The sequence below is a fragment of the Streptomyces sp. NPDC048254 genome (assembly GCF_043201895.1).
Lineage (GTDB): Bacteria > Actinomycetota > Actinomycetes > Streptomycetales > Streptomycetaceae > Streptomyces.
Genome location: NZ_JBICZJ010000018.1, coordinates 194,195 through 208,201 on the forward strand (window position 1 = coordinate 194,195; position 14,007 = coordinate 208,201).

A 14,007-nucleotide genomic window follows, 5' to 3' on the forward strand; every position below is an offset into this window, starting at 1 on the left:
TATTTCTCCTAGCCTACGACGTGCAGCAACACCCATCAGCCCAGGAGATCACCATGGACTTCGTCTCGATCCGCATCATCACCGGAGACGTCCCGCGCCTCGTCGAGTTCTACGAGCGGGCCACAGGGGTGCAGGCGATGTGGGCCACGGAGGACTTCGCCGAACTCAAGACCCCCAACGCGACCCTCGCGATCGCCGGCACCCGCACCGTCCCGCTGTTCGCCCCGGGCTCTGCCCGCCCGGCGGACAACCACAGCGTGATCACCGAGTTCCGCGTCGACGACGTGGACCGCGTGCACCAGAACCTGACCGGCTTCGTCACCGACTTCGTCAACGGGCCCACCACGATGCCCTGGGGCAACCGGTCGCTGCTGTTCCGTGACCCCGACGGCAACCTCGTCAACTTCTTCACCCCAATCACCCCGGCGGCCATCGAGAAGTTCGCACGTTGACGCCAGGCGCAGCACGCCGTCCGCCTCGGCCCAGATCACCCGGGGCTGCTGTGACCTGGTCCCGCTGGATGCTCCGGCAACGGTTGCGGCCCGGGTGCCGGAACCTGCGCTCACGCTGGGTCAGGCCGCACCACCCTGTCGAGGCGGGCGATCAGTCGCGTGCCGGGGGTGTGTAGAAGTCGCCGACGGATGTCCAGACGCCGTTCTTCACCACTATTTTCTGCACGCTGCGCGTACCCAGGTGATTGCCCGCGCTGAAGCTCATGACCGGCGACACCCCCGGGTCCACCTTGGTCGCCTTCTGGTACGCCGCGGTGAGGGACTGGGCCGTGACGGGGCCCTTGACCGTCTTCGCGACCTCGGCGAAGACCTTGGCGTTGCTCCAGCCCCACAGGGCGAGGAAACCCGCGGTCTGGCCGGGCTCGTACTTGGCCATCGCGGACCGGAACTCCTTCACCGCGGGATCGTCGTCCGAGGGCGCCTTGACCAGCTGGACGGCCTTGAGACCCTCGGCGGCGTCCTTGGCCAGGGCGATCGTCGACTCCGCGGCCACCGGGGCGTAGGCGTAGGTGGGCAGGGAGAGGCCCTGCAACTTGGCCTCCTTGAGGAAGGCGGCTGCCTCGGGTGAGGTGAGGATCAGGATGACCGCCTGCGGTTTCGCCGACTTCACCTTGCTGATCACCGGGGTGTAGTCGGTGGTCTGGTACTTGACCGGCAGCCGGTCGACCTCGACCGAGGGGTCCACCTTCTTCGCGACGGGCGCCACCTGCTCGGCCACGTTCACGAACGCGGCCGGGTCACTGTGCACGACGAGGATCTTCTTCGCGCCGTCCTGCACGGCCCACGCGGCGACCGCCGCGGCCTGGTCCTCATAGAGGGTCTGGGTGCCGAACAGGCCGGCGCGCGGCGGCTTGTACCAGTTCTCGGCGCCGCCCACCTCGTTGAGGACCGGCACCTTGGACTGGTTGAGGACGAACGGGAAGGCGGCCTCCGCCTGAGAGGTCCCGTTCGCGTTGACGATGGCCACGACCTTGTCCTGGCCGACGAGTTGACGTGCGATCTGCACGGTCTGCTGCGGATCGGCCGCGTTGTCCTTGACGGTCCACTCGATCTTGTGGCCGTTGACGCCCCCTGGGCGTTGAGCACCTTGAAGTACGCGTCCGCGCCCGCCTTCTCGGCCACGCCGTACGTGGCGGTGGAGCCCGCGAGGGGCAGCCACGCGCCGATGTGGATCTCGGAGGAGTTGCCACCCGCCGACGCCGAGTCCTGGCCGGCGCACGCGCTTGCGGTCAGTGCCATCGCGGCGAGAACGGCTGTCGTTCCCGCCACGCGACGGAATCTGCTGATTGTCCGGAACACGGTCCACCTCGTTCACAACGGGATTCACTTCACTTGGGAGGTCCGGGCGGTGGCCGCCGCGGTCGTGGCGGGCACCAGGGCGCCGCCGAAATACGCCGATTCCGCCCATGGTGAGGGCGACAAGGGGTGGGCGTGCGGGGGTTGGCCGCCGATCGGTCCCGCGCGAAGATTCACTCAACCTCGACTTACTGATCGTTCCGGCAGGAGCGGCTCAGCCGAGAGAGCCGTGGTCAGTCCTTACAGTTCTTCCAGCAGATGGCCGTCGCGGCCGGCATCGACAGGGTCTTCGAGATCGGACCCGTGTTCCGTGCCGAGCCGTCGTTCTCGTCCCGGCACGCGCCCGAGTTCACGGGAGTGGACGTCGAGCCGACCTGGATCAACCGCGTCATGGACGTGATGGCGCACGAGAAACAGATGCTCACGCACGCCATTTCCAAGGTCGCCGACGCGTACGGGGACGCGATGAGAGAGACCTTCGGCGTTGAGGTCGTGGTCCCGCAGCGCCCTTCAGGCTGCGGAGAAGGTGCTGCCCTCCGCGGAGGCCGCTTCGTCTACCCGACGACTCTGGCGATCATCGTGGTCAGCCTCCTGCTGGTGCTGGTGCTGGTGCTGGTGCTGGTGCTGGTGCTGGGTCTGGGTGCCTCGGGCTCGTTCTCGTCGAGGTCACGCTTCCTGGTCCCGGCGTCTCCCCTGCTCGTCCCCCGCCCCGTCCGCTCGGACATGCCTGGCGCGCGAGGCCCGCCCAGGCCGTGCTGGTGGGCGGTTTCCATGCCGCCGTATCCCTGCTGTGCGGGCCTTGCTCGTCGAGCTTCGCCCGCTCCGCACTCTGACCCGCGGCATCCAGGTCAGGCCAGACCAGAACGCATGATTCCGTGACATCCGTCACAGCGGATCCGGGACCTATGCGTGCCGGATAGTAGAGGCTGCTCTGATGACATATGGGATTTGTCCGGCTTGGGGTGCGCATGCGTCGCGCCTGGATTCAGGGCTCTCCGTGCGCGAGCCACCTTCACCCGTTCTGCGCACACGTAGGGATTCTGACGGGGCGGCAGAATTCCGCAGAGGCGCCGGAAACCGGACCGGCGCGCCGCACTCCCATGACATGGGCCGCCCGAGCCTACGAAGCGAGCTAGTACCGAGTCCCTTTGCGCTCCATGTGAAGGCGTCCTAAGAATGACGACCCGCAGGACGCCGCCGCAGCTCAGGAGCGGGTTACGCATGGGAAAACACCGTAAGAACACACATTACCGGCGGATAGTCATCGCTGCCGTCGCCGTGGGCGCCGTGGGCATACCGTCCGCCGCCATGGCCTGTACCAACTGGCCCGACAGCGGCGGACACCGGTCCAACAGCGCCGAGAACAGCGCAACGAATGACTCGTGGGGCAAGAAGGCCTGGTGGAACGACGCGAGCTGGGGCCGCCCCTGGAACGCCGGCCAGGCCGGCGAGCCCTCGTGGACGGCATCGGCGGCGCCGAGCGCCACGAAGACTCCTCACGCCCCTGCGAGCGCCGGGAAGACCACCGCGCCGAGGCCGAAGGCCACAGTGCCTTGGCACACCGCACGGACCACCGCTCCCAAGCCCAGCACCACCGCGTCGCCCAGCACCCGGAACACCACCACCACCGCTTCCGCGGCCCCCAAGCCGTCGAGCACCCCGAAGGCCACCGCCCCGGCGTCCGGAGTCGTCGCTCGCATCGTGGAACTCGTCAATGCCGAGCGCAGCAAGGTCGGCTGTTCGGCCCTGACCCTGAACAAGACCCTGTCCAAGGTCGCACAGGCACACAGTGAGGACATGGCGCTTCACCAGAACATGTCGCACTCCGGGTCCGACGGCTCCTCCCCCGGAGACCGGATCACCGGTGCCGGGTACACCTGGAGCGCCTACGGCGAGAACGTGGCCTACGGTTACGCCTCTCCCGAGCAGGTCATGGCGGGCTGGATGGCCAGCCCGGGCCACAAGGCCAACATCCTCAACTGCACGTTCAAGGAGATCGGCGTCGGTCTCGCACAGCCCAACAGCTACTGGACCCAGGACTTCGGCACCGCCCGTTGAGCGGGTGCCGCATGCCGGCGCGGTAGTGCCCCGCCGAGTCGCCTCCGGCAGCCCCATAAAGTGTCAGTGGTACGAGACGGCGTCCTCCCACGCTGAGGTGAGGGGGACGCCCCAGGGGGCGAGAATCGCCCGAGCGTGCGGGAGTACGCCGGGCGTTCGCTCTTCGTGCTGTTCGCAGAACGGCTATGACGCACATCCGAGGGGGCGGCAGGTCTGCATGACGGCACCAGCGCCAAGGCCGGCATGTTCAACTCCTCGGGAAGGGCGCGATGTTCGCCGCTCGGCCGACGGCCGTTCGGCACTGCCGTTCGCGTTCGTGCGCAACTCATTGTGTAAAGGGCTGGATGACCCCGCCCTGTCTGAGTAGCGCAGCCTCTCAAGGACTGGTGACTGAGTGCGGCAGGAACATGATGCCGGGGGGAGCGCCATATGAGGCTGATGGGGAAAGTTCCCGGCGAAACGGCAGCGCCTCCGGAGGTCGTCGGATTCCCGCGTGTTTCCGCAGGTTGTCGGCTTACCTGACGAGTTGGCGGGCCCGCCGCCCCTGACTCCCTCGGTACGGCGGCGCCTCGGGAGCGTGCGAGGGGCGGCCGACGTCCCGTGTCTTCCGCCGGGACGTCCTGACTAGCCGCTCGGTTCAGAAGGCGTGCGCCATCAGCTCCGCGAACAGCGCGTGCTCGTCGACATCGAGGCCCCGCGAGCGGAACCAGCCGCAGATGTTGGCGCAGTCGCGCTGGAGGAAGCTCATCCCGTTGAGGTTGCCGACCAGGTCGACGATCTGTGGCAGGTCGATGATGACCAGCCGCTGGCCTGCCGCCAGGATGTTGTACGCAGAGAGGTCGCCGTGTACGACGCCGTTCTGCACCATCGTCGCGAGCGCGTCGGTGAGCTGCGCGAAGTACGCCGCCAGCAGCTCGGGTGAGGGTCGAGTCTGGGCGAGCCGGGGCGCGGTTGCGACGGTGCCGTCCTCGTCGACGACGGTGATCCACTCCATCAGAATCTCGGTGCCGTCGATCTGGACGGGATAGGGGACCGGCAGCCCGAGGTTCCAGAGCCGCACCAGCGCACCCCACTCGGACACCGCCCACTCGCCGGCCGCGACCTGCCGGCCGAAGGTGCTTTTCCGCTTGAGGGCCCGCTCGTCACGTGAGCGCTTCATCGAGCGGCCCTCGGTGTAGGACGCGGCGCGGTGGAAGGCCCGGTGCTCGGGGGAGCGGTATCGCTTGGCTGCCATGACCACGCCGGCAGCGGGGTCGAGTGGGTCAGCCCGCTCGACGAGGTGGACGTCGGCCTCCTTGCCGGTCTTGAGGACGCCGAGCTCGGTGTCGATCGCGCCCTGCGAGGTCACCACCCAGTCCGGGAGCGGCTCGGGGCCTCGGCAGAGGGGTTCGACGCTGAGCCAGGTCGACCAGCGCTGGCCGTCCTCAAGGTCGTCGTAGGGACGGAAGTCGAAGACGAACCGGTCATCGACGTCGCCCAGATCGTCCGGCGGCGGGACGTCGCGGTAGGGGTCGGCGATGAAGTCGTCAGGAAGTGCCGGGTGCTGAGGGTGCTGCGAGAGATCGTCGTGAGACATCGCTGGAGGTGCTCCATGAGGTGCGAGAGAGGCGGTCTGCGGGCAGGCCGAGGGCAGTCGTAGTCACGGTCGTGCCTCCTCTCGTGGAGCACCGGGCAGCTCCCGGTGTCTCGCCCATGGTGAGGGGCGGACATGGGGAGCGGCAACCGAATAAAGTCGCCCGCGTCGAGTGGCCCCAGCGGTGCCGTCGGTTCCGGCGTGAGCCCCCCAGTGCCGGCGGTCGGGCCGGTGTCATGGGCGGACTTCGGAACAGGCCATGGACGGAATGGTCGAGGGCCCAGTGGGTGATGACGGTGTCGTGGCGGGCGGTGGCCATGACGTGCAGACGTCGGCCTGCTCCAGCTCGAACCGCCATCCCTTGCTGAAGCCGTAGGCGGCGTCCGCCGTCACCCACCCGAACGGAGTCTTCTGCGCGATCACCCGGCGGACCATCGCCTTGGCCATGGCCGCCGTCGTCTCGAAGCAGGCCTCGTCGCTGATGCCGGCCCGCCTACGCCGCTCGCGGTCATCCGTCCACGACGTGGGCAGATACAGACGGCGGGCGATCAGCGTGCGGCCACGCGGTGCCGCGTAGCGTTCTCGCAAACCGGTGCACAAACCGCCCGTGCAACCGCTCCAACTCACCCGCCCACACACCGACACCAGCGAGGTACCCACCCATAACCACATCAGCGACGGACCTGGCCAGCAGTCACAACAAGAACCGTTGCAGTATGAGAAACCATCTCCTTTGGCGAGTTATCGATAGCAGGTAAGGGCGCAGGCGATGTCTACCAGGTGCGTGCGCTCGTAGCGTCGGCATTCGGCGGGCCAGGCCGTTCGATCTTTCGGCGGTGGTGCCTGAGCCGCTTGAAGGAATCGTCACGACTGCACTGGGGTCGCCAGACGCCTGCGCTCCCACGCGCGCCCCAGCAGCCACATCAGCAGGACGCCAGGCACAATGAGCGTGAGTTGTTGAGCGGCGGACCACAGCAGATCGCTGTGCTCCCGCACCCCCCAGTCCTCTCCGGCGAATATCGCGAATTCCTCCCCTGTGTATTCGTCGTTGCAGTAATCCGCCGGGACCTTCCCACTGGCTCGATGGCCGCCCGGAAAGACCCAGACGGCCCGGCATTCGCCGTCCTCCCGGCCAGTCACCCTGACAGTGCGGGCCTCATGTCCAGAGGTGTAGCGGACCACCTGTTGTGCGGGAAAGTACCAGGTCAGTGCCGACAAGCAGACCAGAACTATCGCCATGAATACCCGCGCCCGGAGTGAAGAAGGTGTCGACATCGGGTCAGCATGGCAGGCAGGCCCGGCGTCACACGCTGGATGTGCCCACTCTCTCTGCCGGGTTACGGGTCACGTCATCCAGCGAGCCGGCGGTATCAGATGCGGGTGCAGACGATGCTGGTGAAGGCCAGAAGATGGACGGCCTTGGCTTCGTAGCGGCGGGGCAGGCGGCGGCATCCGGCTAGCCAGGCCATGGCGGGTTCGATGGTCCAACGGTGCCGCCCAGTCGCTTGCTGGTCGAACACGACGGCACGGGAACTCCATGCGTAATAGGTGTATGCGACAAAGGGGTATTACGCGCTCAAGTTCTGCGCCGGCTTGAGGCCAGCGACCTGCCGGTCTTCTGGCAGCAGTTGGCGGATCCCGAGTTGCAGCGGATGGCGGCTGTGACCAGGAAGTATCACTACGACCGTGGCCACTTCGCCCAGCACTGGGCGAAGGTGCGCTCGGACCCGTCCGTGATCTTGCGAACCGTTCTTACCGATGGCGTTGCTCGCGCCGGCTCTCGGCATCACCGACCCCAACGTCTTCGTCACCCAACTGAGCCGTTGGGCATGGAACAGGCGGATCACCAAAACCCGCAGAGGGGCCTGCACCCTCCTGCCCGGCGCGCCAAAACCGCTGCTGGGAAGCAAGTTGATGGCCAGTCTCCGGTACTGACACGTTCGCGGGGGTCCCGACGGGGATGCTCGGTGATGTCGCAAGGGAAACGTCCCCTCTCGGTGGTCTTCGCCTGAACCTGTGCACGAGCCACGTTCCTCCGCGCTCTCCTGACTACGCTCGGCCCGTGATGAATCGCTGGAGGGGCCACGCGACGCGCCATCCGCTCTGGGGAGCTGTCGAGTTGACGCTCGCCTGGCATGTCGTGCTGGTGCTGTTCGCAAAGGTGATCCTGCCGCCGCTCGCCCCGTCCTGGTTTCCCGGCCTCGGCGCGACCGTGGTCAACGCGGTCTGCTTCGCCGGTGCTTGGTTGATTCTGTGGCGGTGGGGGTGGCTGCGGAAGTCCGGGGTGGCGACGCTCGGCCGGGTGCGGCGCTGGTGGCTGGCCGTGCCCATGCTCCTTGTCGCCTGCTCATACGCCCTCGCGGGCCTCGACGGCAGCACGACCGTGCTCGTCAGCTCGTTGGTCTCGTTGTTGTGGGTCGGCATCAACGAGGAGGTGTCCAGCCGGGGCCTGGTGCAGCAGGTCCTTGCCCCGCTCGGGGCGATGCGCGCGGCGATCGGCGTCGGCGTCCTGTTCGGCGTCGGTCATGTGCAGAACTACCTGTTCTTCGACGCCCCGTTGGACGACACGCTGTGGCAGATGCTGTCCGCCGGGCTGTTCGGCTTCGCCTGCGCCGGGCTGCGCTTCGCGATCGGCTCGGTCTGGCCGATGGTCGTGGTGCACGGGCTGGACGACTTCTTCCAGATCCATTCGCCGGGTGCGGCGCCGGACTGGTGGCAGGTGTGCGTGTACGTCTTCCACGTCGCGTTCGGGGTGTGGTTGTTGCGGCGATACGGCAGCGGGGCCGCCGCAGAGCTGCACAGTGCTGTGCGTGACGACCGCGACGGGCGCTCCGATCAGGCCGGGGCGCTCGATTGACGTCCTTCGTTACGCGGCCTGGGGCTGGAGGAAGCGGGCCAGCTGGTCGTCGAGGATGACCATGCCGGTGCGGCGGCGGGTGCGGAGGATGCGCCGAGGGCTTCCTGACCGCCTGCTGAAGCATGAAGCAAGCGATGCCCTTTCTCTGCTGGGGCGGGCGCTGCACTTGTCCGCCACCGTGTCTCCTGCCTGGTCAGCGTTTCCTTCTGCATGAGGGCTTGTTGAGGCTGTCAGCGTGGGGTATGCCAAGAAGTCCGTCGAGGCAGAGTCGGAGCGCCTGAGGGTCTCCCATGCCTGGAGCGCCCCGTGGGTGTCCACCGGACGCCCGGATCGACGATGGCGACGTCGATGTCATTCAAGCGGACGTCCTTGAGACGCCCTTGGTAGACAGGGTGACGGCTGAGAGCGGCGACGAAGTCGGCGAGGTTGGCTTCGCCTACGACTGTGAACTTCTCCTGCAGCTGTTGGGCATTCGGGTGCTCGTTCTGGGCCAGGGTGTTGAAGGCTGCGCACTCTTCGGAGGTGAGTCTGGCGTATGTCGCCATCCACAGACGCTGTGCAAGGACGCGTGCCTCTCGCTGTGACTGTTTCCAGACCTGGAGCACGTTCAGGGCTGTCACCGGTCGTCCGTCGAGCAGGGTGTAGGCGCAGCGGCGGTGGAGGTCAAGGCGCGGAACTTGCCCGATGAGGCCCTATCTGCGACGAGGCATCGACGAGACCGACGGCACGGTCACCATCAAGGAGCTGCGCGAAGAACTCGCTGCCCGTCGGCCCCGGGTGCCCTACACCAGCCTGCGGGACTGGGCCTGCAGCCGTCTGGAACAGCCCGACTCACCGGAGCCCACCTCCGCGACGCCGTCCGTGCGCGCCGTCGTCGGTTGGATCACCCGTCACCCGGACACGTACGCCGAAGACGAAACCGCCCAGCTGAAGCCATTTCTCGATATTCGCCCCGAGTTGGATCAAGCGCACGGCCTCGTACGGGACTTCACTCAGATGCTCGCCCGCCGGGCTCGCCACTGACTTGGAAGCCGTGACCGCCGGACTCACCGTGCGCTGGAGCTCCGGCGGCACCGAGGGTGCTGTGAACAGGGTGAAAAAGTTCGTCGGCATGTCGTGACGGTCACGGTCACGTAGTACTAGGCGTCTGCGAGCGGCCACGATATCCCCCATGGGGAAGTCCATGGACTTCCCCATGGGGGTCCCGAACGAACTTCCGTGGCTCTCCGGTCCTGTCGGCGCGGCGGCGCACATTCGGGGCCGTCCGGCAGATGTGGCCTTGGCCCGTCGGTGTCGGTCAGTAGCCGACGGTGAAGCGGCGTTGGACGAAGCGCGGCAGTTCGGCCTCGTCGACAAGGGCGACGGCGGAGTCCTCCATGGAGATACGGCTGCGCCCTTCCGCGTCGAGTACCGGCTGGTCGCCACCGATTCGGAACCGGCCCGTACGTTCGCCGGGTGCGATGTCCTCCGCGGGGCTGAAATAGGTCCAGAGCCGGTTGGAGGTGCGCAGGACGTTCAAGGCGTCGCGGTGGCCGCGCACCGCGGCGGCGTACTCCCTCGGCAGGCCGATCTTGTCGAGGGTTTCGTGCAGGAGTTCGTCGGAGTCGGCCCGGACGACTCCGGGCTCGGTCTCCAGGCTGCCGGCACCGCCGATGACGATGAGCCGGGTCCGTGGGTGGCTTTCCAGCGCTTTCAGGAGTGATTGCGCGGCGGTGGCGTACACCGTGGGGTCGGCGATCGAGCGGGCCACGGTGTCGGCGATGTCCTTGGTGGCGTTTCCGGGCTGGAATCCGCTGATCAGTACGTCGAGGCCGGGTATGACGGCGGCGACGGCGTCGGAGTCCAGGACGTCGACGCTCTTCCAGACGACGTTCTTGCGGTCCTCGTCGATCCGCGTGGCGTCACGGCTGAACGCCGTGACGTGATGTCCCCGGTCGAGGGCTTCGGTGACGACGCGACTGCCGATGCCGCCTGTGGCCCCGATGACTCCGATGTGCATGGCTCTCCCTGGGTGGTTGATCGTACCGCCGCCCTTCTTCACGGCGCGCAGAAACTATACGGCGTGAAGTACTGATACGACACGTAGTATTGTGACGCTGTAGAGGGGATGGTCATGGAAAGCGTGGGAAACACCAAGGGGCGCCGCGAGCGACTGAGGGCCGAGACGACCGCAGAGATCAAGAAGGTCGCGCTGGAGTTGATGGCCTTGGGGGGACCGGACGCGATCACGCTGCGGGCCATCGCGCGCGAGATGGGCATGACGGCCAACGCCATCTACGGCTACTTCGCCACCCGCGACGACCTGGTCACCACGCTGATCAACAACGTCTACACCTCGCTGGCCGACACCGTGGACGCCGCCTGGGACGCCGCCCCCGCTCAGGATCCGGCCGCCCGGATCCAGGCATGGGCCCGCGCCTTCAGGAACTGGGCGCTTGCCAACCCCGAGGGCTTCCGCCTCATCTACGGCGACCCCGTCCCCGGCTACCGGCCGCCCGAGGGCGGCGCCGCTCCGGAAGCCGCCCGCCGTGTCTGCACCGGCATCACCGCACTCGCTGCCACGGCCTGGCCGCACGCCGAACTCCGTTACTCGGCAAGCGACTTCGAGTGGTCCGACTTCGACCTCGGCCTGCTGGACAAGGTCCGCCCGGCCTTCCCCGAGCTGCCCCCGGCCGCGGTAGCCCTTGCCCTGCGTATCTGGAGCCACCTGCACGGCCTGGTGTCACTGGAGATCTACGGCCACCTGCAGACCCAGGCCCTGAGCCCGGAAAAGCTCTTCCGCGAAGAGCTGGCCCAGCTCATCCGGTCCTTGGACATCCCACCTCAGAGCTGACTTCCGGAGGAGCTCAAGCCGCCGTCAATGGGGAACTATTTGACCCTCGGCAGCGTCGTGTTTGGCTGCGGTAATGCTCTGGTCAGGGGGTTGTGTCCGCGTTGAAGGGCGTGCTGTCCCCGGATGCCGTGGGGGATGGTGCTGGACCGGTTGGCCGAGGTGGGCGGGGTGGTTGTGGCCGAAGTCCACGGTGACCGCTGCGGGCATGCGGTGAGACGTAGGGGCGAGTAGTCGCTACTCGGCCCTGGCCGGCGCGTCCTGTTCCTTCTGGCGCTGCTCGTACCGTGCGGGCGCGTCAAGGATCCAGGACCAGGCCTCGTACTCGTCGACGGGCCCCACCCGGCCGGCGCCGTCGACGCAGCGCGGATCGTCCCGCTCGGCCAGCCCATGGACGGCCCAGATGCGGGTCTGCTGGTCATCGTCGTCGAGCAGGCTGGCCAGAATGTCCCCGACGGCAGGTTCCGGATTCAGGCTGTGCGCGAGCTGGTAGGCGGCGACCTTGCGGACGGAGGCGTCGGTGTCCTGAGCCAGTGCGAGGAGGGCGTTCAGTCCCTCGGAGGTGAACGTCTGCCGCCCGGACCTTTCCGAGTCGACGATTCTCAGGGTCGAGACAACCCCCGCACGTACCTGCGGGGCGGAGTGGGCGAGGAAGGAAAGCCCCAGTGGTTCGATCCTCGGATCTTCATGCTGGCCAAGGCCGGACAAGGTCTCGGCCAGGACGTCCGGGTGTTCCTCCTCCGCCGCCCAGCCGAGGAGGAACTCGAGCGTGCGCTGTTCGAACGGGCTCGGGGCGTCCGACATGGGATCCCCGAGGTTGAGGGAGATCAGGACCTGCGCGCCGAAGCGGCGGTGCAGGGGAGCAGGGTGAGCCCGCAGTGCCGTCGCAGCCTCCCAGGTCTCATTGTCCTGCCTCTGGGCAAGGGTTCTGGTGATCTCCCACCAGGCGGCGTGCTCCCAGTCGGGGTACTCAAGTGCGCATGCGCGGGCGGCCAACTCGTCAATGCCCGGGCGGAGTCCGAAGTGTTTCTCGAGGAGGGTGAGGATCCCCGTGTGGCCGTCGCGGACGATCATTCCGCCGAGCCGGATCTCGTGGTAGTCGGCGAACCATTCCCTGTCCCGGATCCGGACCCGCTCGACCGAGTCCGAGGCGCTGGCTCGTTCCCGCAGCATGGCGACCGGGCCCATCTCATGCCACTGCCGGGCGCGTGCCAGCAGTTCGACGCGGGTGGCCTCACTGAGCTGGGCCGCTTCACCGAGCAGGCTGTGGGCGAGGCCGATGGAGCCGCTGTCGACGGCCCGCAGTCGGGGTGTGGTCCCGTCGGACAGCCGGCGGTCCGGATCCGCGCCGCCTTCCCTCAGGTAGCCGGCGATCGTCGAGTTGAAGGCTGAGATGGCCAGGCAGAGTGCGGGGCTGCCCTGCTCGTCGACGGCGTCGGGATCCGCCCCGTCCTCCAGCAGCAGTCTGACCGCGTTCTCGTCCCCGCTCCGCACCGCCGTAACGAGTGGGTCCTCGCCCATGCCCCGCCCCCCTGTTGCACTCGATCACCGGCCTTACAAGCAGCCGCAGGCCGGGAGAAACGTCGTCGGCCAAGTCCGTCACGCCGTCCCCGGGGCCGAGCCAGGGGCATCCGGGCGTCGGGCCGCTGACGATCGGCGGTCGATCCCGAGCCTCGTCCTGTGCGGAAACCACTGGCCAAAGCAGCCTGTCACACCCGCTGGACCTGGAGCGGCCACCGCGTGATCATCAAGGGCTGCGTGGACTCCTGAAGATCGTGTTGTGACCGCGGACAACAGCATAGACGCCGCCTGTTGGCGTTCAATGTTCGATCAGGCCGTGGCCCGGATCGCGGGCCGGTTCAAGCGGGTGAGCCGACGTTCTTCGCTGAGGGCGCCACCGCCGGTGCGTGCAGGCCCTCCAGGTCGCGGACCGGTGGCATCTCTGGCACAACCTGAGCGACGCCACCGAGCGAAGCGTCGCCGAGCACCGTCGCTGCCTCCGCGTTCCGTTCCCCATGGTCCCGGAGCCCGGCCCCGAGGCTGTTCCGGCCGCGGACTCGTCCGGTTGTCCTTGGCCGCGCGGGCACCGATTCGCCGATCGAACCCGGGCCCGGCATGCAGCCGTCCACGCACTGCCGACGGCGGGACACAGCCGGCGCTCGGTCCAGCGGTAGCTCGGGATGACCTACCGCACCGTCAAGCAGTTCGCCGACGCCGCAACGCTGGAGGAACTGTTCACCGGGCAGTGGCAGAACCGGCCCTCCGTCCTCGACGGCTACGAGCCCTACCTGGACGACCGCTGGAGCGAGGGCTGCACCAACGTCTGGAAGTTGCGGGAGGAGATCGTGCCACTTGGCTACAAAGGCAGCTACCAGCGCGTTCGCGCCTTCCTGCACGACAAGCGCACGTCACCGCAGCCAGTGACCGCCAGGCCGCCTTCGCCTCGGAGCGTCGCCGGATGGATCCTCCGCCGTCCGGACACCCTCACCGAGACCGAGCAACTCCAGCTCAAGGCCGTTCGGACGCACTACTCCGAACTCGACGCCCTCACCGGGCACGTCCGCTTCTTCGCGACCATGCTCACAGAGCGCCAAGGCGAGCGCCTGCCCGACTGGCTCGACGCCGTCCGGCAGGACGACCTCCCCAGCCTCCACACCCTCGCCGCAGGCATCGACCGTGACCGCGACGCCGTCATCACCGGCTTGACCCTGCCCTGGAACTCGGGCGTCGTGGAAGGGCACGTCAACCGGATCAAGATGCTCAAGCGCCAGATGTTTGCCCGCGCCGGCTTCTCGCTCCTGCGTAAGGGAGTTCTCCTCGCTCGGTGAGGGAAGCTGCTGCCTGGACGCCTACGCGCGCGGGCTGGCGGAGTACCTGGCGG

At 67.7% G+C, this 14,007-nt stretch carries 15 protein-coding genes and 2 pseudogenes; 8 read left to right on the forward strand and 9 right to left on the reverse strand.

The window, feature by feature from the left end:
• The first annotated feature begins 53 nt into the window (after positions 1 to 53).
• Positions 54 to 452: a VOC family protein gene (locus ACGFZQ_RS39135; protein WP_393844401.1), complete on the forward strand. Its 399-nt coding sequence runs from the start codon at positions 54 to 56 to the stop codon at positions 450 to 452.
• A gap of 151 nt (positions 453 to 603) precedes the next feature.
• Here the strand turns inward: ACGFZQ_RS39135 and ACGFZQ_RS39140 are convergent, their stop codons facing one another.
• Positions 604 to 1,920, reverse strand: a complete 1,317-nt coding sequence (locus ACGFZQ_RS39140) for an ABC transporter substrate-binding protein (protein ID WP_393844402.1) — start codon at positions 1,918 to 1,920, stop codon at positions 604 to 606.
• A 122-nt stretch (positions 1,921 to 2,042) separates the two neighbouring features.
• Between ACGFZQ_RS39140 and ACGFZQ_RS39145 the strand changes: the two are divergent.
• Positions 2,043 to 2,318, forward strand: a pseudogene (locus ACGFZQ_RS39145) (amino acid--tRNA ligase-related protein); the annotation flags it as partial.
• 737 nt (positions 2,319 to 3,055) lie between these two features.
• On the opposite strand, the gene ACGFZQ_RS39150 reads toward ACGFZQ_RS39145, so the two are convergent.
• A complete protein-coding gene (locus tag ACGFZQ_RS39150) occupies positions 3,056 to 3,295 on the reverse strand; it encodes a hypothetical protein (RefSeq protein WP_351747873.1) in 240 nt (79 codons plus the stop codon).
• 9 nt (positions 3,296 to 3,304) lie between these two features.
• Positions 3,305 to 3,508 carry a hypothetical protein gene (locus tag ACGFZQ_RS39155; protein WP_393844403.1) on the reverse strand — a complete coding sequence of 68 codons (204 nt, stop codon included), beginning with the start codon at positions 3,506 to 3,508 and terminating at the stop codon, positions 3,305 to 3,307.
• A gap of 1 nt (position 3,509) precedes the next feature.
• On the opposite strand from ACGFZQ_RS39155, the gene ACGFZQ_RS39160 reads away from it, so the two are divergent.
• On the forward strand, positions 3,510 to 3,866 hold the full coding sequence (locus tag ACGFZQ_RS39160) for a CAP domain-containing protein (RefSeq protein WP_393844404.1): 357 nt from the start codon (positions 3,510 to 3,512) through the stop codon (positions 3,864 to 3,866).
• A gap of 637 nt (positions 3,867 to 4,503) precedes the next feature.
• On the opposite strand, the gene ACGFZQ_RS39165 is transcribed toward ACGFZQ_RS39160, so the two are convergent.
• The 4 genes and pseudogenes from ACGFZQ_RS39165 to ACGFZQ_RS39180 form a co-directional block, all read right to left on the reverse strand.
• Positions 4,504 to 5,442 carry a serine protein kinase RIO gene (locus ACGFZQ_RS39165; RefSeq protein ID WP_393844405.1) on the reverse strand — a complete coding sequence of 313 codons (939 nt, stop codon included), beginning with the start codon at positions 5,440 to 5,442 and terminating at the stop codon, positions 4,504 to 4,506.
• 184 nt (positions 5,443 to 5,626) lie between these two features.
• Positions 5,627 to 6,057 (reverse strand): annotated as a pseudogene (locus tag ACGFZQ_RS39170) (transposase); the annotation flags it as partial.
• A gap of 246 nt (positions 6,058 to 6,303) precedes the next feature.
• Positions 6,304 to 6,714, reverse strand: a complete 411-nt coding sequence (locus ACGFZQ_RS39175) for a hypothetical protein (RefSeq protein ID WP_393844406.1) — start codon at positions 6,712 to 6,714, stop codon at positions 6,304 to 6,306.
• Positions 6,715 to 6,809: 95 nt separating this feature from the next.
• Complete coding sequence (locus ACGFZQ_RS39180; protein ID WP_393844407.1) at positions 6,810 to 6,959, reverse strand: hypothetical protein; 150 nt, start codon at positions 6,957 to 6,959, stop codon at positions 6,810 to 6,812.
• 545 nt (positions 6,960 to 7,504) lie between these two features.
• On the opposite strand from ACGFZQ_RS39180, the gene ACGFZQ_RS39185 reads away from it, so the two are divergent.
• The 3 genes from ACGFZQ_RS39185 to ACGFZQ_RS39195 all read left to right on the forward strand — a co-directional run bounded on the left by ACGFZQ_RS39185 (position 7,505) and on the right by ACGFZQ_RS39195 (position 9,319).
• Complete coding sequence (locus ACGFZQ_RS39185; RefSeq protein WP_393844441.1) at positions 7,505 to 8,296, forward strand: type II CAAX prenyl endopeptidase Rce1 family protein; 792 nt, start codon at positions 7,505 to 7,507, stop codon at positions 8,294 to 8,296.
• Positions 8,297 to 8,586: 290 nt separating this feature from the next.
• Positions 8,587 to 8,880, forward strand: a complete 294-nt coding sequence (locus tag ACGFZQ_RS39190; protein WP_393844408.1) for a hypothetical protein — start codon at positions 8,587 to 8,589, stop codon at positions 8,878 to 8,880.
• Between the two features lie 100 nt (positions 8,881 to 8,980).
• Positions 8,981 to 9,319 carry a hypothetical protein gene (locus ACGFZQ_RS39195; protein WP_393844409.1) on the forward strand — a complete coding sequence of 113 codons (339 nt, stop codon included), beginning with the start codon at positions 8,981 to 8,983 and terminating at the stop codon, positions 9,317 to 9,319.
• Positions 9,320 to 9,593: 274 nt separating this feature from the next.
• Here the strand turns inward: ACGFZQ_RS39195 and ACGFZQ_RS39200 are convergent, their stop codons facing one another.
• Positions 9,594 to 10,295 (reverse strand): NAD(P)-dependent oxidoreductase, encoded by a 702-nt coding sequence (locus ACGFZQ_RS39200; protein WP_393844410.1) that lies wholly within the window; start codon positions 10,293 to 10,295, stop codon positions 9,594 to 9,596.
• A 114-nt stretch (positions 10,296 to 10,409) separates the two neighbouring features.
• Between ACGFZQ_RS39200 and ACGFZQ_RS39205 the strand changes: the two genes are divergently transcribed.
• The gene (locus tag ACGFZQ_RS39205; RefSeq protein WP_393844411.1) at positions 10,410 to 11,129 is read left to right on the forward strand and encodes a TetR/AcrR family transcriptional regulator; all 720 of its coding nucleotides are present in this window, start codon (positions 10,410 to 10,412) and stop codon (positions 11,127 to 11,129) included.
• A gap of 234 nt (positions 11,130 to 11,363) precedes the next feature.
• Here ACGFZQ_RS39205 and ACGFZQ_RS39210 read toward each other — a convergent pair whose 3' ends face one another.
• Positions 11,364 to 12,647 carry a HEAT repeat domain-containing protein gene (locus tag ACGFZQ_RS39210; RefSeq protein WP_393844412.1) on the reverse strand — a complete coding sequence of 428 codons (1,284 nt, stop codon included), beginning with the start codon at positions 12,645 to 12,647 and terminating at the stop codon, positions 11,364 to 11,366.
• A gap of 659 nt (positions 12,648 to 13,306) precedes the next feature.
• Here ACGFZQ_RS39210 and ACGFZQ_RS39215 point away from each other — a divergent pair.
• Entirely contained in the window at positions 13,307 to 13,954 is a 648-nt protein-coding gene (locus tag ACGFZQ_RS39215) for a transposase (protein ID WP_393844413.1), read from the forward strand.
• Positions 13,955 to 14,007 lie beyond the last annotated feature (53 nt).